Source organism: unidentified bacterial endosymbiont (assembly GCF_918797525.1).
Taxonomy (GTDB): domain Bacteria; phylum Pseudomonadota; class Gammaproteobacteria; order Enterobacterales; family Enterobacteriaceae; genus Enterobacter.
This window is the reverse complement of the sequence record NZ_OU963893.1, coordinates 3,907,298-3,930,169: the sequence shown is the minus strand read 5'-3', so window position 1 is coordinate 3,930,169 and position 22,872 is coordinate 3,907,298. Positions and strand designations below refer to the sequence as shown.

The window sequence follows — 22,872 nt, the reverse complement described above, 5'->3', positions numbered from 1 at the left end:
TTCGCGCGGGGCTTTTTATTTTAACCTTTGATGACTTTCACCAGGTAATCAAGAACTTCGCCGGTCTTAATCATCTGTTTCTCGCCGCTGCGACGGTATTTATATTCAATTTCGTCGCTGTCGAGGTTACGGTCGCCGATCACAATGGTGTGCGGAATACCGATCAGTTCCATATCGGCAAACATCACGCCCGGGCGCTCTTTACGGTCATCCATTAATACTTCGATACCCTGAGCACGCAGTTCAGCGTACAGCTTCTCAGCCAGCTCCTGTACACGATAGGACTTGTGCATATTCATTGGCAGAATCGCCACCTGGAAAGGCGCGATATTATCTGGCCAGACGATGCCCCGTTCGTCGTAATTCTGCTCAATTGCCGCCGCGACCACACGCGTAACCCCAATACCGTAACAACCCATAGTAAGAACCTGGTTGCGGCCATCTTCGCCCTGAACGGCTGCATTCAACGCGCGGGAGTATTTATCGCCCAACTGGAAGATGTGGCCCACTTCGATGCCGCGTTTGATCATCAGGGTACCCTGGCCATCCGGGCTTGGATCGCCCGCAACAACGTTACGAATATCCGCCACTTCAGGAGTTGCAACATCGCGATCCCAGTTAATGCCGAAGTAGTGCTTACCGTCGATGTTGGCACCTGCGGAAAAATCACTCATTGCGGCAACCGTACGGTCAATAACCACCGGAACAGGCATATTCACTGGGCCCAGAGAGCCTGGACCGGCATTCACAACGGCGCGGATTTCTGCTTCCGTCGCGAAGGACAGCGGGCTTGCAACCTGCGGTAGTTTTTCTGCTTTCACTTCGTTCAGTTCATGATCGCCACGCACCAGCAAAGCAACCAGCGGGTATGCACTGCCTTCGGTAGATTTCACCAGCAGCGTTTTTACCGTTTTCTCGACAGGCAGAGCAAATTGTTCAACCAGCTCGGCGATGGTTTTCGCGTTTGGCGTATCGACGAGCGTCATCGCTTCGGTTGCTGCGGCACGTGGCGTTTTGGGTGCCAGGGCTTCTGCAAACTCAATATTAGCGGCGTAATCAGAGGAGTCAGAGAAGATCACATCGTCTTCACCGCTCTGCGCCAGAACCTGAAACTCGTGGGATGCGCTACCGCCGATAGAACCGGTATCAGCCTGTACAGCACGGAAATCCAGTCCCATACGGGAGAAGATTTTACTGTAGGCCTCATACATTTTGTCGTAGGTCTCTTGCAGAGATTCCTGAGAGGTATGGAAAGAGTAAGAATCTTTCATCAGGAATTCGCGAGAACGCATTACGCCAAAGCGTGGGCGCACCTCGTCACGGAACTTGGTCTGGATCTGGAAAAAGTTCAGCGGCAGCTGTTTGTAAGAGCTCAGCTCGTTACGGATTAGATCGGTGATAACCTCTTCATGAGTTGGACCGAGGACGAACGGACGTTCGCCACGGTCAACGAAGCGCAGCAATTCCGGACCGTACTGCTCCCAGCGACCGCTCTCCTGCCACAGGTCCGCGGGCTGAACCACAGGCATGGACACCTCGATAGCACCGGCGTTGTTCATCTCTTCACGCACGATGTTTTCGACTTTTTTCAGGACGCGCACGCCGGTCGGCAGCCAGGTATATAACCCGGAGGCCAGCTTGCGGATCATCCCGGCGCGCAGCATCAGCTGGTGGCTGATGACCTCGGCGTCGGCAGGCGTCTCCTTCAGAGTGGAGAGCAGGTATTGGCTAGTACGCATGTTGTTACGGTTCCGTTTCGACTAGTGAGACAGGCTGAAAGGCCAACCTGACACAAAAAAAGTGGTTTAGTTTACCAGTGTGGCAAAGATGCCAAAAGAGAGGAGATTAAAATTACCTGGGTTCCAGGGCAAAGACTTCAAAACCCGCCTTTGTCACACGCCAACGAACGTTAAAATCCAGCAGCCAGACGGCATAGGTTTTCCCGGCGTTCTCATCTTTGCGATAGGCTGGACGCGGGTCCTGAGCCAGAACCTCGACGATGAAGTCGCACAACTGCGGATAACGTTTTTCAAGCTGCGCAATCTGCTCTGCTACCGCTTGCGTAAAATAAACGGGCATATCCGCCAGCGGTGCCTGTTGGGCATAGCTGGCGCGGGCATCTGGCAGCGCTTCGGCAAAGGGCAGATAGGGCTTGATATCGATAACTGGCGTGCCCTCAACCAGATCGAGGCTCCCTAGCTCCAGAATCACCTGATCCTGCTGACAGCGTATGCCTTTCAGCTCCACCAGCGACATTCCGATGGGATTTGGGCGAAAAGTTGAGCGAGTCGCAAACACGCCCATTCTGGCATTGCCTCCCAGGCGAGGCGGACGAACCGTTGGACGCCAGCCACCTTCCATTGTCTGGTGAAAGACAAAGACCACCCACAGGTGGCTGAACCCTTCAAGCCCACGTACCGCATCGGCCTGATTATAAGGTGCAAGCAGGTGAAGTTCACCGCCGCCGTGGGTAACCAGACCCGGCTGGCGAGGCACGGCGAACTTTTCCTTATAAGGAGAGCGTATAACGCCTATCTGCCCGAACTGAAATGAACTCATTTCGCCGAAATGGTAAGCGCAGTACCAAGACAAACCGCCTGGCGGTAGCAGCCTGGCGTACCGCTGGTAACTTCGCAACGGTGTAACAGTACCGCGTTGGCTTTGATTTTCGCCGCGTTGATCTGCATACGTTTACGTGCTGTCGGGATAGTAGGCGGAGAGTCCTGATTGCTTGCCTGACAGGATTCACCGCTCACATCACCCAGTTCACGGAATGGCTTGCCCACAAGATCGTCGGCTTTCGTAATAATGCGTACTGGCGCAGGGCGAGTCACTCTCGGTTTGGCTGGCTCCGCTTTTGGCGGGGTTGCAGTGCTTTGAACAGGTTCAACAGGAGATCTGCTTAGCATAGAACAACCGCTCAGCATCAGTGCTAAAAGACAGATCGGTAAAGCACGCATAATAATTCCTCAGTGGATAATCAAAACGTCAGATATTGAATCAGTTACCTGCACAAATGACAAGACGGGCAGAAGCCCGTCTTGATGATATTACACTGCGGTCAGATTACCAGCCTTTAACAGCACCGCCGTTAAAGACTCTGTTCGCTTCCTGGTAAACTTCGTCAGACTGATACGCTTCAACAAACTTCTTCACGTTCTCTGCGTCTTTGTTATCTTCGCGCGTCACGATCAGGTTGACGTACGGAGAATCTTTGTCTTCAACGAAGATACCGTCTTTCGCGGGCGTCAGGCCAATCTGGCTGGCGTAAGTGGTGTTGATAACCGCCAGCGCGATCTGCGCATCGTCCAGAGAGCGTGGTAATTGTGGGGCTTCCAGCTCAACCAGTTTCAGATTTTTGGGGTTCTCGGTCACGTCCAGAACGGTTGGCAGCAGGCCCACGCCGTCTTTCAGCTTAATCAGGCCCACTTTCTGCAGCAGCAGCAGGGAACGGCCGAGGTTGGTTGGGTCATTAGGGATCGCGACCTGCGAGCCTGGCTGCAGCTCGCCCAGCGATTTAATTTTCTTAGAGTAACCCGCGATTGGGTAAACGAAGGTGTTACCGGCTGCAACCAGCTTGTAGCCGCGATCTTTGATCTGTTGATCCAGGTAAGGTTTGTGTTGGAAGGCATTGGCGTCGATATCGCCTTTGCTCAGCGCTTCGTTCGGCAGAACGTAATCGTTAAAGGTAACAAGCTCAACGTTCAGGCCATACTTCTCTTTAGCCACTTTTTGAGCGACTTCAGCAACTTGCTGTTCTGCACCCACGATAACGCCCACTTTAATGTGATTTGGATCTTTTTCGTCCTGACCGCAACCCACCAGTGCCAGAGAGCCGATCAACGCGCCTACCGCTGCAAAGGTCTTTAATTTAAACGCCATATTATATCCTTAACTCGTCGAGTTTGTGTTGTGTGTAACGTTATTTGTGAGTAACAGCCCGGACGATGCGATCGCCAGAGAACTGGATTAAGTAAACCAGCACAACCAGCAATACCAGAACGGTATTCATTACGGTAGCGTTATAACCAATATAGCCGTATTGATACCCAATCTGGCCTAAACCGCCAGCCCCTACTGCTCCTCCCATCGCGGAATACCCGACCAGGGTAATGAGCGTAATGGTTGCTGCATTCACCAGCCCCGGCAGCGCTTCAGGCAGCAGAACTTTGCGCACGATCTGCATAGGCGTTGCACCCATTGCACGTGAGGCTTCAATTAGGCCGGTTGGGATTTCCAGCAGGGCGTTTTCCACCATACGGGCGATAAACGGTGCCGCACCCACGGTGAGTGGAACGATTGCCGCCTGCAGGCCAATAGAGGTGCCCACGATCACGCGGGTAAAGGGAATCATCCACACCAGCAGAATAATGAACGGGATAGAGCGGAAGATGTTCACCAGCGCAGACAGGGTGCGATACAGCTTCGCGTTCTCAATGATTTGACCCGGGCGCGTCACGTACAGCAGGACGCCGACCGGCAGGCCGATCACGAAACCAAAGAAACCTGATACGAAGGTCATTGCCAGCGTTTCCCAAACGCCGCGAACCAGTAGCCACATCATCGCCTCAGACATAACCCAGTACCTCTACTTTTACGTGATGTTCTTGCAGCCAGGCAATGGCCGCCTGGGTTTCTTCTTGTGTGCCGTGCATTTCCGTCAGCATGATGCCGAATTTAACGCCACCGGCGTAATCCATCTGCGCGCTAATAATGTTGTTGTTAACGTTGAAGCGACGCGCGGTTTCGGAAAGCAAGGGGGCATCGACAGACTGGCCGGTGAACTCCATGCGCAGCATCGGTACGCTGTCTGGCGCCGCTTCTGTTTTTAAACGCGCCAGATAATCTTCCGGAATATCCAGATGCAGCGTGGACTGAATAAACTGCTGTGCCAGCGGGGTTTTCGGGTGCGAGAACACTTCGCTAACTGTGTCCTGTTCAATCAGTTCACCGTTGCTGATCACCGCCACGCAATCACAGATGCGTTTCACTACGTCCATTTCATGTGTGATAAGGAGGATAGTCAGGCCCAGACGACGGTTAATGTCTTTCAGCAGTTCCAGAATAGAACGTGTCGTGGCCGGATCCAGCGCGCTGGTGGCTTCATCACACAGCAGCACTTTTGGATTACTTGCCAGCGCGCGAGCAATGGCTACGCGCTGCTTCTGACCGCCAGACAAATTTGCCGGATAGCTATCGTATTTGTCGGCCAGTCCCACGAGGTCCAGCAGTTCGGTGACGCGTCGCTTCACTTCGTCTTTCGGGGTATTGTCTAACTCCAGCGGCAATGCGACATTGCCAAAAACAGTGCGGGAAGCCAGCAGGTTGAAGTGCTGAAAGATCATGCCAATCTGGCGGCGTGCTTTGGTGAGCGCTTTCTCTGAGAGCGCGGTAAGTTCTTGTCCGCCAACGTCTACCTTGCCCTGGGTTGGGCGCTCGAGCAGGTTAACACAACGGATCAGCGTACTTTTACCTGCACCCGATGCGCCAATGACGCCATAAATTTGACCAGCAGGCACATGCAGGCTGACGTTATTCAGCGCCTGAATGGTTCGGTTCCCCTGCTGGAACACTTTGGTGATATTGGAAAGTTTAATCATTAGATTATTTATATCGTATGTAAGTTAGCCGTGGCATTTTGTTCTGCCAGATCCCGGTGATGACCGTAAACAAAATGGATGTTAAGGCATCCAGACGTCTAAATCAATCCAACTCTGTGCGATGAGCACTTTATTGCGCGGCGATTCATGAGATACTAGCTGAACATGCCTTTTTCAGGAGCAAACCGGTGGCAAAATCAGTACCCGCAATTTTTCTCGATCGTGATGGCACTATTAATGTGGATCATGGTTACGTCCATGAGATTGACGAGTTCGAGTTTATCGAAGGCGTAATAGATGCCATGTGCCAGTTGAAAGAGATGGGCTATGCGCTGGTGGTGGTGACTAATCAGTCCGGTATCGCGCGTGGGAAATTCACCGAAGCGCAATTTGAGACGCTGACTGAATGGATGGACTGGTCCCTGGCTGATCGGGGCGTTGATCTTGATGGAATCTACTATTGTCCTCATCATCCGCAAGGAACTGTAGAAGAGTATCGTCAGACCTGTAATTGCCGTAAACCGCATCCGGGAATGTTTGTCTCGGCGCAGGAGTTTCTGCACATTGATATGGCTGCTTCTTATATGGTGGGCGACAAACTGGAAGATATGCAGGCTGCAGCTGCAGCAGGCGTGGGAACTAAAATAGTCGTGCGCAGCGGGAAGCCAGTGACGCCAGAAGCCGAAAGCGCAGCAGATTGGGTGATAAACAGCCTGGCTGAACTGCCAAAAGCAATTCAAAAGCATCAAAAATAACCTTTCTGGCGAAAAGATGAGCGGTTAAAATAAAAATGCATTTTTCCACTTGTCATTCTGCGGCGGCCCCCTATAATGCGCCTCCATCGACACGGCAGATGTGAATCACTTCACAAACACCCCGGTCGGTTGAAGAGAAAAAATCCTGAAATAACGGGTTGACTCTGAAAGAGGAAAGCGTAATATACGCCACCTCGCAACGGTGAGCGAAAGCCGCGTTGCACTGCTCTTTAACAATTTATCAGACAATCTGTGTGGGCACTCAAAGTGACATGGATTCTTAACGTCGCAAGACGAAAAATGAATACCAAGTCTCTGAGTGAACATACGTAATTCATTACGAAGTTTAATTCACGAGCATCAAACTTAAATTGAAGAGTTTGATCATGGCTCAGATTGAACGCTGGCGGCAGGCCTAACACATGCAAGTCGAACGGTAGCACAGAGAGCTTGCTCTCGGGTGACGAGTGGCGGACGGGTGAGTAATGTCTGGGAAACTGCCTGATGGAGGGGGATAACTACTGGAAACGGTAGCTAATACCGCATAACGTCGCAAGACCAAAGAGGGGGACCTTCGGGCCTCTTGCCATCGGATGTGCCCAGATGGGATTAGCTTGTTGGTGAGGTAAAGGCTCACCAAGGCGACGATCCCTAGCTGGTCTGAGAGGATGACCAGCCACACTGGAACTGAGACACGGTCCAGACTCCTACGGGAGGCAGCAGTGGGGAATATTGCACAATGGGCGCAAGCCTGATGCAGCCATGCCGCGTGTGTGAAGAAGGCCTTCGGGTTGTAAAGCACTTTCAGCGGGGAGGAAGGCGGTGAGTTTAATAAGCTCACCGATTGACGTTACCCGCAGAAGAAGCACCGGCTAACTCCGTGCCAGCAGCCGCGGTAATACGGAGGGTGCAAGCGTTAATCGGAATTACTGGGCGTAAAGCGCACGCAGGCGGTCTGTCAAGTCGGATGTGAAATCCCCGGGCTCAACCTGGGAACTGCATTCGAAACTGGCAGGCTAGAGTCTTGTAGAGGGGGGTAGAATTCCAGGTGTAGCGGTGAAATGCGTAGAGATCTGGAGGAATACCGGTGGCGAAGGCGGCCCCCTGGACAAAGACTGACGCTCAGGTGCGAAAGCGTGGGGAGCAAACAGGATTAGATACCCTGGTAGTCCACGCCGTAAACGATGTCGACTTGGAGGTTGTGCCCTTGAGGCGTGGCTTCCGGAGCTAACGCGTTAAGTCGACCGCCTGGGGAGTACGGCCGCAAGGTTAAAACTCAAATGAATTGACGGGGGCCCGCACAAGCGGTGGAGCATGTGGTTTAATTCGATGCAACGCGAAGAACCTTACCTGGTCTTGACATCCACAGAATTCAGCAGAGATGCTGAAGTGCCTTCGGGAACTGTGAGACAGGTGCTGCATGGCTGTCGTCAGCTCGTGTTGTGAAATGTTGGGTTAAGTCCCGCAACGAGCGCAACCCTTATCCTTTGTTGCCAGCGGTTAGGCCGGGAACTCAAAGGAGACTGCCAGTGATAAACTGGAGGAAGGTGGGGATGACGTCAAGTCATCATGGCCCTTACGACCAGGGCTACACACGTGCTACAATGGCGCATACAAAGAGAAGCGACCTCGCGAGAGCAAGCGGACCTCATAAAGTGCGTCGTAGTCCGGATTGGAGTCTGCAACTCGACTCCATGAAGTCGGAATCGCTAGTAATCGTGGATCAGAATGCTACGGTGAATACGTTCCCGGGCCTTGTACACACCGCCCGTCACACCATGGGAGTGGGTTGCAAAAGAAGTAGGTAGCTTAACCTTCGGGAGGGCGCTTACCACTTTGTGATTCATGACTGGGGTGAAGTCGTAACAAGGTAACCGTAGGGGAACCTGCGGTTGGATCACCTCCTTACCTTAAAGAACCTGCCTTTGTAGTGCTCACACAGATTGTCTGATGAAATACAGCAGTAAAAATCTCTGCAGGCTTGTAGCTCAGGTGGTTAGAGCGCACCCCTGATAAGGGTGAGGTCGGTGGTTCAAGTCCACTCAGGCCTACCAAATTTTTGCTGATGCTGCGTTGCGGTGACACTCACATACCTGAGTATGCTCCGTGTCACCACGCCTTGCCTCAACAAAAATTACCGGTAGAGAGATAACTACGATGGGGCTATAGCTCAGCTGGGAGAGCGCCTGCCTTGCACGCAGGAGGTCTGCGGTTCGATCCCGCATAGCTCCACCATCCTTTTACTGCACAAAACAAGAAAACTTCAGAGTGAACCTGAAAAGGTGCACTGCGAAGTTTTGCTCTTTAAAAATCTGGATCAAGCTGAAAATTGAAACGACACATCTTTAATGGTGTGTTTGAGTCTCTCAAATTTTCACAATCAGAAGCGAAACAGCTTCGGGTTATGAGGTTAAGCGACTAAGCGTACACGGTGGATGCCCTGGCAGTCAGAGGCGATGAAGGACGTGCTAATCTGCGATAAGCGCCGGCGAGGTGATATGAACCTTTGACCCGGCGATGTCCGAATGGGGAAACCCAGTGTGATTCGTCACACTATCATTATGTGAATACATAGCGTAATGAAGCGAACCGGGGGAACTGAAACATCTAAGTACCCCGAGGAAAAGAAATCAACCGAGATTCCCCCAGTAGCGGCGAGCGAACGGGGAGCAGCCCGGAGTCTGAATCAGCTTGTGTGTTAGTGGAAGCGTCTGGAAAGTCGCAGGGTACAGGGTGATACTCCCGTACACGAAAGCACACTTGCTGTGAACTCGAAGAGTAGGGCGGGACACGTGGTATCCTGTCTGAATATGGGGGGACCATCCTCCAAGGCTAAATACTCCTGACTGACCGATAGTGAACCAGTACCGTGAGGGAAAGGCGAAAAGAACCCCGGCGAGGGGAGTGAAAAAGAACCTGAAACCGTGTACGTACAAGCAGTGGGAGCCTCTTTATGGGGTGACTGCGTACCTTTTGTATAATGGGTCAGCGACTTATATTCTGTAGCAAGGTTAACCGTATAGGGGAGCCGAAGGGAAACCGAGTCTTAACCGGGCGTTAAGTTGCAGGGTATAGACCCGAAACCCGGTGATCTAGCCATGGGCAGGTTGAAGGTTGGGTAACACTAACTGGAGGACCGAACCGACTAATGTTGAAAAATTAGCGGATGACCTGTGGCTGGGGGTGAAAGGCCAATCAAACCGGGAGATAGCTGGTTCTCCCCGAAAGCTATTTAGGTAGCGCCTCGTGAACTCATCTTCGGGGGTAGAGCACTGTTTCGGCTAGGGGGCCATCCCGGCTTACCAACCCGATGCAAACTACGAATACCGAAGAATGTTATCACGGGAGACACACGGCGGGTGCTAACGTCCGTCGTGAAGAGGGAAACAACCCAGACCGCCAGCTAAGGTCCCAAAGTCATGGTTAAGTGGGAAACGATGTGGGAAGGCCCAGACAGCCAGGATGTTGGCTTAGAAGCAGCCATCATTTAAAGAAAGCGTAATAGCTCACTGGTCGAGTCGGCCTGCGCGGAAGATGTAACGGGGCTAAACCATGCACCGAAGCTGCGGCAGCGACGCGTATGCGTTGTTGGGTAGGGGAGCGTTCTGTAAGCCGTTGAAGGTGGCCTGTGAGGGGTGCTGGAGGTATCAGAAGTGCGAATGCTGACATAAGTAACGATAAAGCGGGTGAAAAGCCCGCTCGCCGGAAGACCAAGGGTTCCTGTCCAACGTTAATCGGGGCAGGGTGAGTCGACCCCTAAGGCGAGGCCGAAAGGCGTAGTCGATGGGAAACAGGTTAATATTCCTGTACTTGGTGTTACTGCGAAGGGGGGACGGAGAAGGCTATGTTAGCCGGGCGACGGTTGTCCCGGTTTAAGCATGCAGGCGGAGGTTCCAGGTAAATCCGGTACCTTATTAACGCTGAGGTGTGATGACGAGGCACTACGGTGCTGAAGTAACAAATGCCCTGCTTCCAGGAAAAGCCTCTAAGCATCAGGTAACACGAAATCGTACCCCAAACCGACACAGGTGGTCAGGTAGAGAATACCAAGGCGCTTGAGAGAACTCGGGTGAAGGAACTAGGCAAAATGGTGCCGTAACTTCGGGAGAAGGCACGCTGGCGCGTAGGTGAAGTGACTTGCTCACGGAGCTGAAGCCAGTCGAAGATACCAGCTGGCTGCAACTGTTTATTAAAAACACAGCACTGTGCAAACACGAAAGTGGACGTATACGGTGTGACGCCTGCCCGGTGCCGGAAGGTTAATTGATGGGGTTAGCTGTAAGGCGAAGCTCCTGATCGAAGCCCCGGTAAACGGCGGCCGTAACTATAACGGTCCTAAGGTAGCGAAATTCCTTGTCGGGTAAGTTCCGACCTGCACGAATGGCGTAATGATGGCCAGGCTGTCTCCACCCGAGACTCAGTGAAATTGAACTCGCTGTGAAGATGCAGTGTACCCGCGGCAAGACGGAAAGACCCCGTGAACCTTTACTATAGCTTGACACTGAACACTGGTCCTTGATGTGCAGGATAGGTGGGAGGCTTTGAAGCGTGGACGCCAGTCTGCGTGGAGCCATCCTTGAAATACCACCCTTTAATGGCTGGTGTTCTAACGTAGACCCGTAATCCGGGTTGCGGACAGTGTCTGGTGGGTAGTTTGACTGGGGCGGTCTCCTCCCAAAGAGTAACGGAGGAGCACGAAGGTCAGCTAATCCTGGTCGGACATCAGGAGGTTAGTGCAATGGCATAAGCTGGCTTGACTGCGAGCGTGACGGCGCGAGCAGGTGCGAAAGCAGGTCATAGTGATCCGGTGGTTCTGAATGGAAGGGCCATCGCTCAACGGATAAAAGGTACTCCGGGGATAACAGGCTGATACCGCCCAAGAGTTCATATCGACGGCGGTGTTTGGCACCTCGATGTCGGCTCATCACATCCTGGGGCTGAAGTAGGTCCCAAGGGTACGGCTGTTCGCCGTTTAAAGTGGTACGCGAGCTGGGTTTAGAACGTCGTGAGACAGTTCGGTCCCTATCTGCCGTGGGCGCTGGAGAATTGAGGGGGGCTGCTCCTAGTACGAGAGGACCGGAGTGGACGCATCACTGGTGTTCGGGTTGTCATGCCAATGGCACTGCCCGGTAGCTAAATGCGGAAAAGATAAGTGCTGAAAGCATCTAAGCACGAAACTTGCCCCGAGATGAGTTCTCCCTGACTCTCTGAGAGTCCTGAAGGAACGTTGAAGACGACGACGTTGATAGGTCGGGTGTGTAAGCGTAGCGATACGTTGAGCTAACCGATACTAATGAACCGTGAGGCTTAACCTTACAACGCCGAAGCTGTTTTGGCGGAGAGAGAGATTTTCAGCCTGATACAGATAAAGAATTTGCCTGGCGGCTGTAGCGCGGTGGTCCCACCTGACCCCATGCCGAACTCAGAAGTGAAACGCCGTAGCGCCGATGGTAGTGTGGGGTCTCCCCATGTGAGAGTAGGGAACTGCCAGGCATCAAATTAAGTGGTAAGCCGGTGCATAATCCGGTGGTTACAGAAGTCTTCGGTGGAGCGGTAGTTCAGTCGGTTAGAATACCTGCCTGTCACGCAGGGGGTCGCGGGTTCGAGTCCCGTCCGTTCCGCCACTTATTAGAAGCCCTGAGCTCACGCTCAGGGTTTTTTTTTTATCTAGCGCTTTATTGTTGCTAAATCAGCAAAAATCCTCTGAATTTTTCGCTCTTTTTCTATATAACCTCACTCGCGATAATCCTCTTCAACTTACGAACATAACAAGTAAAGAGGAATGACATGGCTATCCCTGCATTTGGTCTGGGCACTTTCCGCCTGAAAGACGACGTTGTTATCGAGTCGGTAAAAACTGCGCTTGAACTTGGCTATCGTGCGGTTGATACGGCGCAGATTTATGAAAATGAAGCCGCTGTAGGTCAGGCTATTGAAGAAAGCGGTGTGGCACGCGACGAGCTTTTCATTACTACCAAAATCTGGATTGAGAACCTCAGCAAAGATAAGCTGATTCCCGCGTTGAAAGAGAGCCTGAAAAAACTGCGTACTGATTACGTGGATCTCACTCTGATCCACTGGCCGTCACCAAACGATACCGTTTCAGTTGACGAGTTCATGCAGGCGCTGCTGGACGCGAAAGCGCAGGGATTAACGCGTAAGATTGGGATATCAAACTTCACTATCCCGTTGATGGAAAGAGCTATTGCAGCACTGGGGGCCGGAAATATTGCAACCAATCAGATTGAGCTGTCTCCCTATCTGCAAAACCGTAAAGTGGTTAAGTGGGCCAAACAACAGGGTATCCACATCACCTCATACATGACGCTGGCTTATGGAAAAGCATTAAAAGATAAGGCCATTATACGAATTGCTGAGAAGCATAATGCCACGGCGGCGCAGGTGATCCTGGCATGGGCGATGGGAGAAGGCTATGCCGTTATTCCTTCCTCAACCCGGCGCGAAAATCTGGCCAGCAACCTGTTAGCACAGAATCTCCAGCTCGATGAAGAAGATAAAAAGACGATAGCCGCACTGGATTGCAATGACCGTCTGGTCAGCCCGGAAGGCTTAGCGCCTGAGTGGGATTAATCTTTTCTGTCTGCTGTACCCTATATCCTCACACAGCGCCTGCGGGAATTGTGTGAGGGTGCTCGCTCAGAAAATCGATAAAGGCGCGAATGCGCGTACTTACCGCCCTGTCACTGTAATAAACGGCGCTGAAAGGCATCTCTACTGGCAGACGTTTATCCGCCATCACCTCCACAAGCTCACCACGCGCAATTTCTTTATCAATCATATAATCGGACAAACAGGCGATTCCGTTCCCTTCAAGACACAGCTGCTTTAACGTCTCCCCGCTGTTGGACGATATTCCACAAATCACTTCATGAAGCTGGCCGTCATGACAGGCGACAGGCCAGGTATTCAGCGACACGGGTTCCGTAAAACCCAGACACAGGTGCTGCTTCAACGCTTCTACGGTATCTGGTGTTCCATGCTCCGCAATATACTGCGGTGATGCGATAATTTTACGGTAGCTTGCAAACAGGGGGCGAGCACGCAGGCTCGAGTCCGTTAGGGTTCCGGCCCGGATCGCGACATCGACTTTCCTTTCGATAAGGTTGATAAAGGTTTCGGAGGAAACCAATGAGAGCGTTATCTCCGGATAACGTTCACGGAAAGGCTTTATCAGCGGCACCAGAAAATGCAGCACCACCGGTGTTGCCGCATCGATACGCAGCAGCCCGCGCGGCGTACTGCGGGATTCAATAATCTCGGTCTCCGCGGCGGCCATCTCCTGCAGCACAGACTGCACGCGACGGAAATAGCGTTCACCTTCTTCTGTCAGGCTAAGCTGCCGCGTCGTTCGGTTTAGCAGACTCACGCCAAGCTTCATCTCTAACTTTTTCACCGAGCGGCTGATGGCTGAGTTTGCCTGTCCCAGCTGTTCCGCCGCACGGCTAAAACTGCCACTTTCAACGACGGCGACAAAAGTGGTTAGCTCTTCCGAGGTTGCTTTCATTGTTGCATCACCTGCAAAATTCAATTTTAATTTTGTCCATTTTTGTTATTTAACCACTGGCGCATGCTTGATGTCATCTTAATCCGGGCAATGCCGCCGTCATTAATACGACGGTACATGACAGAAGTAAGCGGTTGCTTACAAATCTGGAAAGCGGTTTCAAAGAAATAGCGTTGAAAGTGTGACCTAAAATCCCTATAACATTAGAACCGTCCGTTTTCCGGGCTGGTCTAAGTTACAGAGGTCGTTTCCAAAAGTGCGAAAAAATACCTATGCCATGCGCTATGTTGCCGGAATGCCAGCGGAGAGGATTTTACCTCCGGGCTCTTTTGCGAGCATCAACCAGGCATTACCCGCCGGTACTCCTTTAAGCAGCGATGATAAAATCCGGGTACTGGTCTGGAATATCTTTAAGCAACAGCGTGCGGAATGGTTATCCGTGCTCAAAAATTTTGGTAAGGATGCGCATCTGGTCCTGCTCCAGGAGGCGCAAACCACACCTGAGCTGGTCAGGTTTGCGACCACTAACTATCTTGCTGCCGATCAGGTTCCGGCGTTCGTCTTACCCCAGCATCCCTCCGGCGTGATGACACTTTCTGCCGCTCATCCAGTCTATTGTTGTCCGTTGCGTGAACGAGAGCCTATCCTGCGACTGGCAAAGTCGGCGCTGGTGACCGTTTATCCTCTGCCGGACAGCAGAATGCTGATGGTGGTGAATATCCATGCGGTAAACTTTAGCCTTGGAGTAGATGTATACAGTAAGCAGTTACTTCCTATTGGCGACCAGATTGCCCATCACAGCGGCCCAATCATTATGGCCGGGGATTTCAATGCCTGGAGTCGTCCGCGCATGAATGCGCTGTATCGCTTTGCGCGCGAAATGTCGCTGCGTGAAGTCCGTTTTAACGATGACCAGCGTAAAAAAGCGTTTGGCCGTCCTCTCGATTTTGTCTTCTATCGCGGATTGAGTGTGCATGGTGCCTCCGTTCTGGTCACTCGTGCCTCCGATCACAACCCTCTACTCGTTGAATTCAGTCCCGGCAAACCTGATAAGTAATGGTGAGTCAGGTCTGCCGCGGGGCAGGTCTGTACGGGAGCTGCCCTTTATATTCTATCCCATAAAAGGACAGCAGGATGACAACAACACACTCCCATCATGACAACGTAGAAAAACAGTTTGGCTCTCAGGCAAGCGCTTATTTGAGCAGTGCCGTGCACGCGTCAGGACGCGATCTGGTGCGTCTCGGTGAACGTCTGTCAGCATTCTCCCAGGCGCACGTGCTGGATTTGGGCTGTGGAGCAGGGCATGCAAGCTTTACGGCCGCGCAGCAAGTTGCTCAGGTCACAGCATATGATTTGTGCAGTCAAATGCTGGAGGTGGTCGCAGAGGCAGCAAAAGCGAAGGGGCTTAAAAACGTTGCCACGCGTCAGGGCTATGCCGAATCTTTACCATTTGACAATGCCTCTTTTGAGGTGGTCATTAGCCGCTATTCTGCGCATCACTGGCATGATGTCGGTCAGGCCTTGCGGGAAGTCAAACGCGTGCTCCAGCCGGGAGGGATTTTCATCATCATGGACGTGATGTCCCCCGGGCATCCTGTACGTAATATCTGGCTGCAAACGGTAGAAGCGCTGCGTGATTCCTCGCATGTACAAAACTATTCCAGTGGTGAATGGTTATCGCTCATTACTGAAGCAGGATTGATCACCCGCTCATTGATAACCGATCGTCTGCCGCTGGAGTTCACGTCATGGATTGCGCGTATGCGTACGCCAGACGCCTTGAGCCAGGCGATACGGTTGTATCAGGAGAGTGCCTCAGCGGAAATCAAAGCCTATTTTGAGCTACTGGAAGAGGGGTCATTTACCAGTGATACCATCATGGCAGAAGCACAGAAAGCAGGCTAAATAAAAAAGGCACCGGAGGAAACGGTGCCTTTTTTGTATCAGGTCATGCTATCAGGAGTCTGGCGTGGCGTTGTTTTTTACAAACAACGTCAGTTGGTCGCCAGGCTGCAGATTGTCAGTACCATCGTTCCAGCGCATCACATCCTTGATGTTTACGCCGTGTCGCCTTGCGATACTGGACAGCGAATCACCCTTACGCACGCGATAGGTAATGCTATCGCTGTTGTTGGCGAGACGCTGTGCGCTACTACCCGCACCTATCGTCAGTGTCTGACCCACTTTGAGGCCTGAGCTGCGCAGGTTGTTCCACTGCTGCAGATCTTTTGCCGTCACGCCAAGACGCGATGCAATGCCAGAAAGCGTATCGCCTGAACGAACCTTATAGATGCGGCTACTTACCGGTGAGGCATCTGCAATCAGCGTGGACTGAACTGCAGCAATCTCACCAGAAGCTAAAGACTCACGTAACCGATCGGCATGTTTCTGCGGGATCATGACGTACTGTGGGCCGCTAACCCCCAGCGTTGAGCCTTTAACACCGGCATTAAAGGTTTTTAATTTACTCACCGACATACCCGTCATATCAGCAACCTGTTGAATATCAACCGGACTGCTGAGGCGAACACGCGCCAGTGCACGACTTTCATCTGGTGTTGGCAGTTGTACACCGTAACGCTTACTGTTCTTGAGAATATCGCTCAAGGCCAGCATTTTCGGTACGTAAATCTTCGTTTCCTGCGGCAGTGAAAGCGACCAGAAATCGGTGGATTTACCATGCGCCCTGTTTGCTTTCATTGCCTTCATTACACGACCTTCACCGCTGTTATACGCAGCGACCGTTAACAACCAGTCACCGTCAAACATCTTATTCAGACGTTGCATCATGTCGAGAGCGGCTGTCGTAGAAGCGACAACATCGCGACGCGCATCGTAGCTGCGGGTCTGTTTCAAACCATAATTGCGCCCTGTGCTCGGAATGATTTGCCAAATACCTGCGGCATTGGCACCAGACGTTGCATGTGGGTCAAAAGCGCTCTCCACTATGGGTAGGAGTACCAGCTCCATAGGCATGTTACGTTTCTTAACTTGCCCGGCTATCCAGTACATATACGGCTCTGCCCGTAACGTTACATCGTGGAGATAGCTCTTATTTCTCAAATACTTCTGTTTCTGATCGCGAATCCGGTTGTTTTCCGGAATTCCCATCTTCAGCTCGTCGCTAATAGAGGCCCACAAATTCTGCTCTTGCGCGAATGATGTCCCATCGTCCATCCAGCGCGCTGAACTTGTAAACTTCCCTGCTTCCCCTTGACCAGCTGCAGAAAGGCTCTGTGCATGCTGCTGTACATTGCTGCCGTTTTGCGACTGGCAACCTACAAGCAGGACAGAGGCGAGTAATATCGCTTTTGCCTTCATGTGTGTGTCAATAGTTGCTTAAAAGACGAGCGATGATAACGGCGAAATTTTGAAAAGGCAACCTGCAATTATCTGAAGTTATCTTTCTTTGACCTTAACCATGCAAATCGCTCCTCAGGTTGTTGCAAATTTGTTTCTTGGTTAATTTTTTCAATTAAATCAATATCATCAATTCTTAAAAAAACATTATTTTTGCGCTCATTTTCAAGCAATACAGGGAGCGTTTTTTGGTTTTTTGCACGTAACTCCTTAACTTTCTGGTAATAATCTTGAATCGCAGGATCCCTGGGCAAGAGGCTCATAGAAAACGTCATATTTCCTAATGTATACTCATGTGCGCAACATATGAGAGTATCGTCTGGCAGCGCATTAATCTTTTGTAAAGATTGATACATTTGAGCGGGCGTGCCTTCAAATAATCTTCCGCAGCCTCCGGAAAATAGCGTATCGCCGCAAAAAAGATAAGGTTTGCTGTAGTAACAAAGATGTCCGGAAGTGTGACCCGGCGTGGCAAAAACGGAAAACGCCGTCCTCAGAATGAGGAGGTTTTCGCCGTCTTCGACCAGGCATGTTGTTCCTTTATTTTGTGTCTCTGCCGGTCCGTAAACCACAAGGTGTGGAAATTGAGCACGCAGCTCAGTAACGCCGCCGACGTGATCGTTATGATGATGGGTGAGGAGAATGGCTTCCGGCTGCCAGCCATTTTGCTGAATAGCCTGCAGGATCGGCGTAGATTCACCGGGATCGACAATAATGCACCGACGATCGTCGTCAACTAAAACCCAGATGTAATTGTCCTGAAAAGCAGGAATACTGATAAGATTCATACATTACCTCTTACTGCGTGGCGGAAGTGTTGATGAAACCGGCAAGGATACCTCAGATTGTCTCAGCACCGGAACGTTGGGCGGAATTGCCCTGGGGTGAATACTATCGTGAAGCGCTAGAGCAACAGTTGAAGCCCTGGCTCGCGAAAATGTACGGGTTTCACCTGCTTAAGATTGGCAATCTCAGCGCGGAAATCAACACCGAAAGCTGCGCTATCTCGCATCAGGTCAACGTTTCCCTCGGCGGGGCGCCCGTTCATGTGAAAGCGGACCCATTGCATCTTCCGTTTGCCGAAAAATCGGTTGACGCGTGTGTGCTCGCTCATATGTTGCCCTGGTGCAGCGATCCTCACCGCCTGCTACGCGAGGCCGATCGCGTGCTGATCGATGACGGCTGGCTGATGATCAGCGGGTTTAATCCCCTTAGCCTGATGGGGGTACGCAAGCTGGTGCCCGTGTTACGCCGCACGCCACCCTATAATAGCCGCATGTTCACCATGACGCGTCAGCTCGACTGGCTTTCATTGCTGAACTTCGAAGTGCTCAGCTACGGCGGGTTTCACGTGCTCCCCTGGGCAAGAAAAGGTGGCGTAGTGTTAAGTACTCATTTACCTGCTTTAGGATGCATGCAGTTCATCGTAGCGCGTAAGCGGACCATTCCCCTTACGCTAAACCCGATGAAGCAGAGTAAATCCAAAGCCCAGATCCGCCAGACGGTAGGCGCAACGCGTCAGTACCGAAAACCCTAATCAGGATTCTGGCTGGTAGCCAACGTCCTCATGCCCGGGATTTGAGGCCGCCGCGCGGGCCAGCTCGTCGCAACGTTCGTTCTCCGGGTGACCGGCGTGGCCTTTCACCCACTCCCATTTGATTTGGTGCTGGCCCAGCGCCGCATCAAGACGTTTCCACAGATCGACATTTTTGACTGGCTTCTTCTCAGCCGTTTTCCAGCCGCGCTTTTTCCAGTTATGTATCCACTGCGTAATGCCCTGGCGCACATACTGGCTGTCGGTACTTAGCACTACGTTGCAGTGCTCTTTTAACGCTTCCAGTGCCACAATCGCGGCCATCAACTCCATACGGTTGTTGGTGGTCAGAAAATAACCTTCGCTAAATATTTTTTCGTGCTCACGATAGCGCATAATGGCACCATAACCGCCGGGACCCGGGTTGCCAAGGCAAGATCCATCGGTGAAAATTTCTACCTGTTTACGCATCTCTGGTAGACTTCCTGTATTTGAAACGTTCAGTTAAACGATAAGTCTGACATAAATGACCGCTATGAGCACTGCAATTACTCGCCAGATTGTCCTCGATACCGAAACCACGGGTATGAATCAGATAGGCGCGCACTACGAAGGGCACAAGATCATTGAGATTGGTGCCGTAGAAGTCGTGAACCGTCGCCTTACGGGGAATAACTTTCACGTCTACCTCAAACCCGATCGTCTGGTGGATCCTGAAGCTTTCGGCGTTCACGGTATCGCCGATGAGTTCTTGCTGGATAAGCCTACCTTTGCAGACGTGGCGGACGCGTTCCTGGAATACATTAAAGGCGCAGAACTGGTCATCCATAACGCATCGTTCGATATCGGCTTTATGGACTATGAGTTCAGTAAACTCCATCGTGATATTCCGAAAACGAACACCTTCTGCAAAGTGACCGATAGCCTGGCGCTGGCAAGGAAAATGTTTCCTGGCAAGCGTAATAGCCTTGATGCCCTCTGCTCGCGCTATGAAATAGATAACACCAAGCGAACGCTGCACGGCGCATTGCTCGATGCCCAGATTCTGGCAGACGTCTTCCTGACGATGACCGGCGGCCAGACATCAATGAAATTCAGTACGGATAACGAATCTCAGCAACAGCAGGGTGAAGCGGGTATTCAGCGGGTTATCCGCCAGGCTAACCGCTTGCGGGTTATTTTAGCCAGCGATGCTGAGCGCCTTGATCATGAATCCCGTCTGGATTTAGTGCAGAAGAAGGGCGGAAGCTGCCTCTGGCGAGCTTAAATCGCCTCAGGATGCGTGCAAAATCATCGTTTGGGCGATTTTTGCAGCAAACGATTCAAAAGCTAAGAAAAAGCGTTGACGAGTTCGGAGGCAAACCGTAATATTCGCCTCGTTCCCCAAACGGGAACAGTGGAGCGGTAGTTCAGTCGGTTAGAATACCTGCCTGTCACGCAGGGGGTCGCGGGTTCGAGTCCCGTCCGTTCCGCCACTATTCAAGGCCATGCTATTTCATAGCATGGCCTTTTTTTCATTTCTCTGGTTCTACACAGAACCCCAGGACGGTGGTTTGCTTTGCCGGGCCAGAGCGAGCTTCTGATACCTTTCACGCGCCAACCTTCTTAACGTATCCCTTTTCTCTCTCAAAGCGCATGACGTTGCGTGAAATCCGTAAGATTCTTACCCCTGGTGCCGGGCACAGAAAAAATTTAAAAAAAATTTCAGCTTTACGATCCTGATGACCTGGCTTTTCCTAAGAAATATCCTGTGCGAATGATGGGGGAGATCTTTAATAGGGTAGGGGATATTTTTTATTGTCGGAGATGGAGTGTATTTAATGTAAGAATTATCTGGTGTAAATGGCGGTAATGCTGGCAGTTTTGCCAGATAACAGCAGTTTCAGCATATTGCCTATTCAAAAAAACACTACTACTATGCGCCCTATCCGGTAATGACGTACTGAAACATTATGTTCAGCATTGTCGTTATACGGAGAGGAAATGATAACGATATATGTCATTTCTGCATGGCATATAATTTTTTATATGCCAGAAAATATTAGCTCAAACTACATACTCTTAATAATTAAATAAGGAAATCACAGATGAAAAAGATCAATATGTCTGAAGCAAGCGCAGTTGTTGGTGGTACTACTACTTGTGTTAACAGCTTCGAACTGAATCTGGTTGGCGACGCTACTGTTTGTAACGCAGTGAAAACCTGTACTGACAAAAATGGCGTTGTGACTAAAACCTTCACTGCTGCAGCAATCATCAACTGCGGTAACGTAGGCTAAGAAATCTTAGTTCTTCATTAAATAAGAGTAAGGTTCTTAACCCGTTATTCTTATGGGCGTTGTATTCCTGATACAACGCCCCTCTAATAAGTATTCTTGAAAGCAGTCTTCGTATTATCATCTTCAGGATTATACACCTCACATGAAAAAAAGAATCCTCTACGTGCTGGCTTATACCGTTTTTGTCGCGGTTATTTCAGCAGTGATTACCACCGCCTGGTTCCATACTTTCGTTTTAAATCAGACCAGCGAGGATGGGCAGCAGGTGTTAACGTCGATCTCGGCTGATAAATTGAGTAAAAGCCCAATAGCGGATGGACAAGACATTATTGAGATTTTCTCGTATGGTTGCCATTATTGTGCCGTTAACGAAGCAAATGTAGAAGCGCTGGAAAAAAGTATGCCAGCGGGCAAAAAGCTCGTTCGCCTGCATTTTAGCCTGGATAATCAGGGTGGCCTGGCACGCTATGCTCCCGTCTTCGCAACCCTTCAGGTCATGGGCATTGAAGAAGCGCATCGCCAGAGCGCTTATGATGCGGTGATGAAGAATCACATTGATTTAGGTGACCCGGCTAAACGCGATGCATGGCTGGAAGAGAATAAAATTGATGTCGCTGAATACCGCAAAGTTAGCCAGTCTGCACAAGTAAAAGAGCTTCTGGATTATATGACGCGTGTTACTCAGTATTATGATATCAATGCCACCCCGACCTTTATTGTTGCTAAAAAATGGGTTGCTATTCAGGATCGTGATTTCCCGTCATTTTCTGAAAAATTGCTGTCTATTTTGAAAACAGGTAAAGCACCGGAGTAAATATGAAATTTTATGCCCTGTGGTGCGCGCTGTTTTGGCGGAATTTCACTGCCAGGTGTCAATGGTTGGCGTATAAACTTCAGCTCATTGGCTACAGGGCGCATTGCTTATTATTCCGGCGCTTGCACTATCGTATCGTGTTTGCGTTTGCTCATATCAGGCGTTTGTTGAAACTGACACCACGCGATGTGAAATTGCGAGCAGCGGTTGCAGAGTCTAACCGTCAATGCCTGCTTAATGATAAAAAACGATTTAATTATGTCTGGCTGACTCAGAGACGGCAGTTGCTGATTCAGGCGGTGACTTACGGACAGAATCGGCGCCTGCTGCGCCAGTTGGCAGACTGTTCGGCACAGCTTAATAGCGTGGTTGAGCCGCTTCAGCGGGCAGGGCAGCCAGTGATACTGGCTCCACTGCATATGGTTTCGGATGTTCTGACCACCATGGTGGGCGCGGCCGCGTATCCCGGAAAAGCTACGGTTATCACCTCGCGCAGCGCTGACGCACATTCCGAAGCCGAGCGACAGTTGGGTGGCGTAGATCTGACTTATTGTTCGATTCATGAAGATAATAAAAATATTGCCGGTAATTTAATGACATCGGTGATGGAGGCGGCGGAGAACAAACGTAATATCATTTTGTTCCCGGATATCACCCCTGACTTCACCCATTTTGCCAGTAAAGATCAGGCCGATAAATTACATTGTCGCTTGTTTGACCGCCCGGCCAGTTTACACAGCGGGATTATCAGGTTGGCCAGAATGATGTCGGCGAAGGTGGTCTTTTATCATCTTTATTTTGATAAAGGATTAAAGATTTATATCCATGATCCTGTTGCGGCAAAAAATCTGAAAGCTGAAATGCCGCGGATTATTGAACACAGTATTCGTGATCACTCAACTGACTGGATGCTATGGCATTCACACTCGCTGTTTTTTATAAATGATTAAAAATGCATAGAAAGAAAACCAGCGTAATGACAGAAAAGAACAGGGCGTTTTG

General features: G+C 51.0%; 19 protein-coding genes, 4 tRNA genes and 3 rRNA genes. 16 read left to right on the top strand and 10 right to left on the bottom strand.

All coding sequences use genetic code 11. From position 1 onward, the window contains the following. Positions 1–20: 20 nt before the first annotated feature. From proS to metN, 6 genes are all read right to left on the bottom strand, one after another. Positions 21–1,739 (bottom strand): proline--tRNA ligase, encoded by a 1,719-nt coding sequence (gene proS / locus NL510_RS18895; RefSeq protein WP_253379244.1) that lies wholly within the window; start codon positions 1,737–1,739, stop codon positions 21–23. 112 nt (positions 1,740–1,851) lie between these two features. Then, positions 1,852–2,559 carry a tRNA (N6-threonylcarbamoyladenosine(37)-N6)-methyltransferase TrmO gene (gene tsaA / locus NL510_RS18890; protein WP_253379241.1) on the bottom strand — a complete coding sequence of 236 codons (708 nt, stop codon included), beginning with the start codon at positions 2,557–2,559 and terminating at the stop codon, positions 1,852–1,854. Continuing rightward, on the bottom strand, positions 2,556–2,960 hold the full coding sequence (gene rcsF / locus NL510_RS18885) for an Rcs stress response system protein RcsF (protein WP_253379239.1): 405 nt from the start codon (positions 2,958–2,960) through the stop codon (positions 2,556–2,558). Before rcsF ends, tsaA begins: the two co-directional genes overlap by 4 nt. Before the next feature lie 106 nt (positions 2,961–3,066). Further along, complete coding sequence (metQ, locus tag NL510_RS18880) at positions 3,067–3,882, bottom strand: methionine ABC transporter substrate-binding lipoprotein MetQ (protein ID WP_253379237.1); 816 nt, start codon at positions 3,880–3,882, stop codon at positions 3,067–3,069. A 40-nt stretch (positions 3,883–3,922) separates the two neighbouring features. Further along, positions 3,923–4,576: a methionine ABC transporter permease MetI gene (locus NL510_RS18875; protein WP_253379235.1), complete on the bottom strand. Its 654-nt coding sequence runs from the start codon at positions 4,574–4,576 to the stop codon at positions 3,923–3,925. After that, positions 4,569–5,600: a methionine ABC transporter ATP-binding protein MetN gene (metN, locus tag NL510_RS18870; protein WP_253379233.1), complete on the bottom strand. Its 1,032-nt coding sequence runs from the start codon at positions 5,598–5,600 to the stop codon at positions 4,569–4,571. Before metN ends, NL510_RS18875 begins: the two co-directional genes overlap by 8 nt. Before the next feature lie 188 nt (positions 5,601–5,788). Here metN and gmhB point away from each other — a divergent pair, with 188 nt between their 5' ends. The 8 genes from gmhB to dkgB all read left to right on the top strand — a co-directional run bounded on the left by gmhB (position 5,789) and on the right by dkgB (position 12,946). After that, a complete protein-coding gene (gene gmhB, locus NL510_RS18865; RefSeq protein ID WP_253379231.1) occupies positions 5,789–6,355 on the top strand; it encodes a D-glycero-beta-D-manno-heptose 1,7-bisphosphate 7-phosphatase in 567 nt (188 codons plus the stop codon). Between the two features lie 368 nt (positions 6,356–6,723). Beyond that, positions 6,724–8,263, top strand: a 16S ribosomal RNA gene (locus tag NL510_RS18860). Between the two features lie 69 nt (positions 8,264–8,332). Continuing rightward, a tRNA-Ile gene (locus tag NL510_RS18855) sits at positions 8,333–8,409 on the top strand. A 105-nt stretch (positions 8,410–8,514) separates the two neighbouring features. Next, positions 8,515–8,590 (top strand) — tRNA-Ala (locus NL510_RS18850). Between the two features lie 173 nt (positions 8,591–8,763). Then, positions 8,764–11,670: ribosomal RNA gene (locus NL510_RS18845) — 23S ribosomal RNA — on the top strand. A gap of 62 nt (positions 11,671–11,732) precedes the next feature. After that, positions 11,733–11,848 (top strand): 5S ribosomal RNA (gene rrf, locus NL510_RS18840). Together the 16S, 23S and 5S rRNA genes with 3 tRNA genes alongside form the textbook arrangement of a ribosomal RNA operon. Before the next feature lie 54 nt (positions 11,849–11,902). Beyond that, positions 11,903–11,979, top strand: a tRNA-Asp gene (locus NL510_RS18835). 163 nt (positions 11,980–12,142) lie between these two features. Beyond that, positions 12,143–12,946: a 2,5-didehydrogluconate reductase DkgB gene (gene dkgB / locus NL510_RS18830; RefSeq protein WP_253379229.1), complete on the top strand. Its 804-nt coding sequence runs from the start codon at positions 12,143–12,145 to the stop codon at positions 12,944–12,946. Between the two features lie 28 nt (positions 12,947–12,974). Here dkgB and yafC read toward each other — a convergent pair whose 3' ends face one another. Next, on the bottom strand, positions 12,975–13,880 hold the full coding sequence (gene yafC, locus NL510_RS18825; RefSeq protein ID WP_253379227.1) for a DNA-binding transcriptional regulator YafC: 906 nt from the start codon (positions 13,878–13,880) through the stop codon (positions 12,975–12,977). Between the two features lie 256 nt (positions 13,881–14,136). On the opposite strand from yafC, the gene NL510_RS18820 reads away from it, so the two are divergent. Together NL510_RS18820 and NL510_RS18815 are read left to right on the top strand one after the other, a co-directional pair. Then, entirely contained in the window at positions 14,137–14,937 is an 801-nt protein-coding gene (locus NL510_RS18820; RefSeq protein ID WP_253379225.1) for an endonuclease/exonuclease/phosphatase family protein, read from the top strand. A 77-nt stretch (positions 14,938–15,014) separates the two neighbouring features. Beyond that, on the top strand, positions 15,015–15,788 hold the full coding sequence (locus NL510_RS18815) for a class I SAM-dependent methyltransferase (protein WP_253379223.1): 774 nt from the start codon (positions 15,015–15,017) through the stop codon (positions 15,786–15,788). A gap of 51 nt (positions 15,789–15,839) precedes the next feature. Here NL510_RS18815 and mltD read toward each other — a convergent pair whose 3' ends face one another. Continuing rightward, positions 15,840–17,204 (bottom strand): murein transglycosylase D, encoded by a 1,365-nt coding sequence (gene mltD, locus NL510_RS18810; protein ID WP_253379221.1) that lies wholly within the window; start codon positions 17,202–17,204, stop codon positions 15,840–15,842. Between the two features lie 68 nt (positions 17,205–17,272). Further along, a complete protein-coding gene (gene gloB / locus NL510_RS18805) occupies positions 17,273–18,031 on the bottom strand; it encodes a hydroxyacylglutathione hydrolase (protein ID WP_253379218.1) in 759 nt (252 codons plus the stop codon). Positions 18,032–18,063: 32 nt separating this feature from the next. Between gloB and NL510_RS18800 the strand changes: the two genes are divergently transcribed. Next, positions 18,064–18,780 (top strand): class I SAM-dependent methyltransferase, encoded by a 717-nt coding sequence (locus NL510_RS18800; RefSeq protein WP_253379216.1) that lies wholly within the window; start codon positions 18,064–18,066, stop codon positions 18,778–18,780. Here the strand turns inward: NL510_RS18800 and rnhA are convergent, their stop codons facing one another. Next, the gene (gene rnhA / locus NL510_RS18795) at positions 18,781–19,248 is read right to left on the bottom strand and encodes a ribonuclease HI (protein WP_253379214.1); all 468 of its coding nucleotides are present in this window, start codon (positions 19,246–19,248) and stop codon (positions 18,781–18,783) included. A 64-nt stretch (positions 19,249–19,312) separates the two neighbouring features. On the opposite strand from rnhA, the gene dnaQ reads away from it, so the two are divergent. The 5 genes from dnaQ to NL510_RS18770 all read left to right on the top strand — a co-directional run bounded on the left by dnaQ (position 19,313) and on the right by NL510_RS18770 (position 22,820). Continuing rightward, positions 19,313–20,044, top strand: a complete 732-nt coding sequence (gene dnaQ, locus NL510_RS18790; protein WP_253379213.1) for a DNA polymerase III subunit epsilon — start codon at positions 19,313–19,315, stop codon at positions 20,042–20,044. A gap of 131 nt (positions 20,045–20,175) precedes the next feature. Then, positions 20,176–20,252 (top strand) — tRNA-Asp (locus NL510_RS18785). A 612-nt stretch (positions 20,253–20,864) separates the two neighbouring features. Next, positions 20,865–21,056, top strand: coding sequence for a DUF4762 family protein (locus tag NL510_RS18780; protein WP_119935421.1), 192 nt, complete (start codon positions 20,865–20,867; stop codon positions 21,054–21,056). A gap of 142 nt (positions 21,057–21,198) precedes the next feature. Next, the gene (locus tag NL510_RS18775) at positions 21,199–21,870 is read left to right on the top strand and encodes a DsbA family protein (RefSeq protein ID WP_253379212.1); all 672 of its coding nucleotides are present in this window, start codon (positions 21,199–21,201) and stop codon (positions 21,868–21,870) included. Positions 21,871–21,872: 2 nt separating this feature from the next. Continuing rightward, entirely contained in the window at positions 21,873–22,820 is a 948-nt protein-coding gene (locus NL510_RS18770) for an ABC transporter (RefSeq protein ID WP_436298546.1), read from the top strand. The last annotated feature ends 52 nt before the right edge of the window (positions 22,821–22,872 follow it).

What these genes read in the sequence shown, in the direction of transcription:
- metQ (WP_253379237.1), bottom strand. Translation starts at nt 3,882, where the DNA reads ATGGCGTTTAAATTAAAGACCTTTGCAGCGGTAGGCGCGTTGATCGGC.
- yafC (WP_253379227.1), bottom strand. Translation starts at nt 13,880, where the DNA reads ATGAAAGCAACCTCGGAAGAGCTAACCACTTTTGTCGCCGTCGTTGAA.
- dkgB (WP_253379229.1), top strand. Translation starts at nt 12,143, where the DNA reads ATGGCTATCCCTGCATTTGGTCTGGGCACTTTCCGCCTGAAAGACGAC.
- metN (WP_253379233.1), bottom strand. Translation starts at nt 5,600, where the DNA reads ATGATTAAACTTTCCAATATCACCAAAGTGTTCCAGCAGGGGAACCGA.
- gloB (WP_253379218.1), bottom strand. Translation starts at nt 18,031, where the DNA reads ATGAATCTTATCAGTATTCCTGCTTTTCAGGACAATTACATCTGGGTT.
- NL510_RS18800 (WP_253379216.1), top strand. Translation starts at nt 18,064, where the DNA reads ATGAAACCGGCAAGGATACCTCAGATTGTCTCAGCACCGGAACGTTGG.
- tsaA (WP_253379241.1), bottom strand. Translation starts at nt 2,559, where the DNA reads ATGAGTTCATTTCAGTTCGGGCAGATAGGCGTTATACGCTCTCCTTAT.
- proS (WP_253379244.1), bottom strand. Translation starts at nt 1,739, where the DNA reads ATGCGTACTAGCCAATACCTGCTCTCCACTCTGAAGGAGACGCCTGCC.
- rcsF (WP_253379239.1), bottom strand. Translation starts at nt 2,960, where the DNA reads ATGCGTGCTTTACCGATCTGTCTTTTAGCACTGATGCTGAGCGGTTGT.
- NL510_RS18775 (WP_253379212.1), top strand. Translation starts at nt 21,199, where the DNA reads ATGAAAAAAAGAATCCTCTACGTGCTGGCTTATACCGTTTTTGTCGCG.
- NL510_RS18780 (WP_119935421.1), top strand. Translation starts at nt 20,865, where the DNA reads ATGAAAAAGATCAATATGTCTGAAGCAAGCGCAGTTGTTGGTGGTACT.
- NL510_RS18875 (WP_253379235.1), bottom strand. Translation starts at nt 4,576, where the DNA reads ATGTCTGAGGCGATGATGTGGCTACTGGTTCGCGGCGTTTGGGAAACG.
- NL510_RS18815 (WP_253379223.1), top strand. Translation starts at nt 15,015, where the DNA reads ATGACAACAACACACTCCCATCATGACAACGTAGAAAAACAGTTTGGC.
- NL510_RS18770 (WP_436298546.1), top strand. Translation starts at nt 21,873, where the DNA reads ATGAAATTTTATGCCCTGTGGTGCGCGCTGTTTTGGCGGAATTTCACT.
- rnhA (WP_253379214.1), bottom strand. Translation starts at nt 19,248, where the DNA reads ATGCGTAAACAGGTAGAAATTTTCACCGATGGATCTTGCCTTGGCAAC.
- dnaQ (WP_253379213.1), top strand. Translation starts at nt 19,313, where the DNA reads ATGAGCACTGCAATTACTCGCCAGATTGTCCTCGATACCGAAACCACG.
- mltD (WP_253379221.1), bottom strand. Translation starts at nt 17,204, where the DNA reads ATGAAGGCAAAAGCGATATTACTCGCCTCTGTCCTGCTTGTAGGTTGC.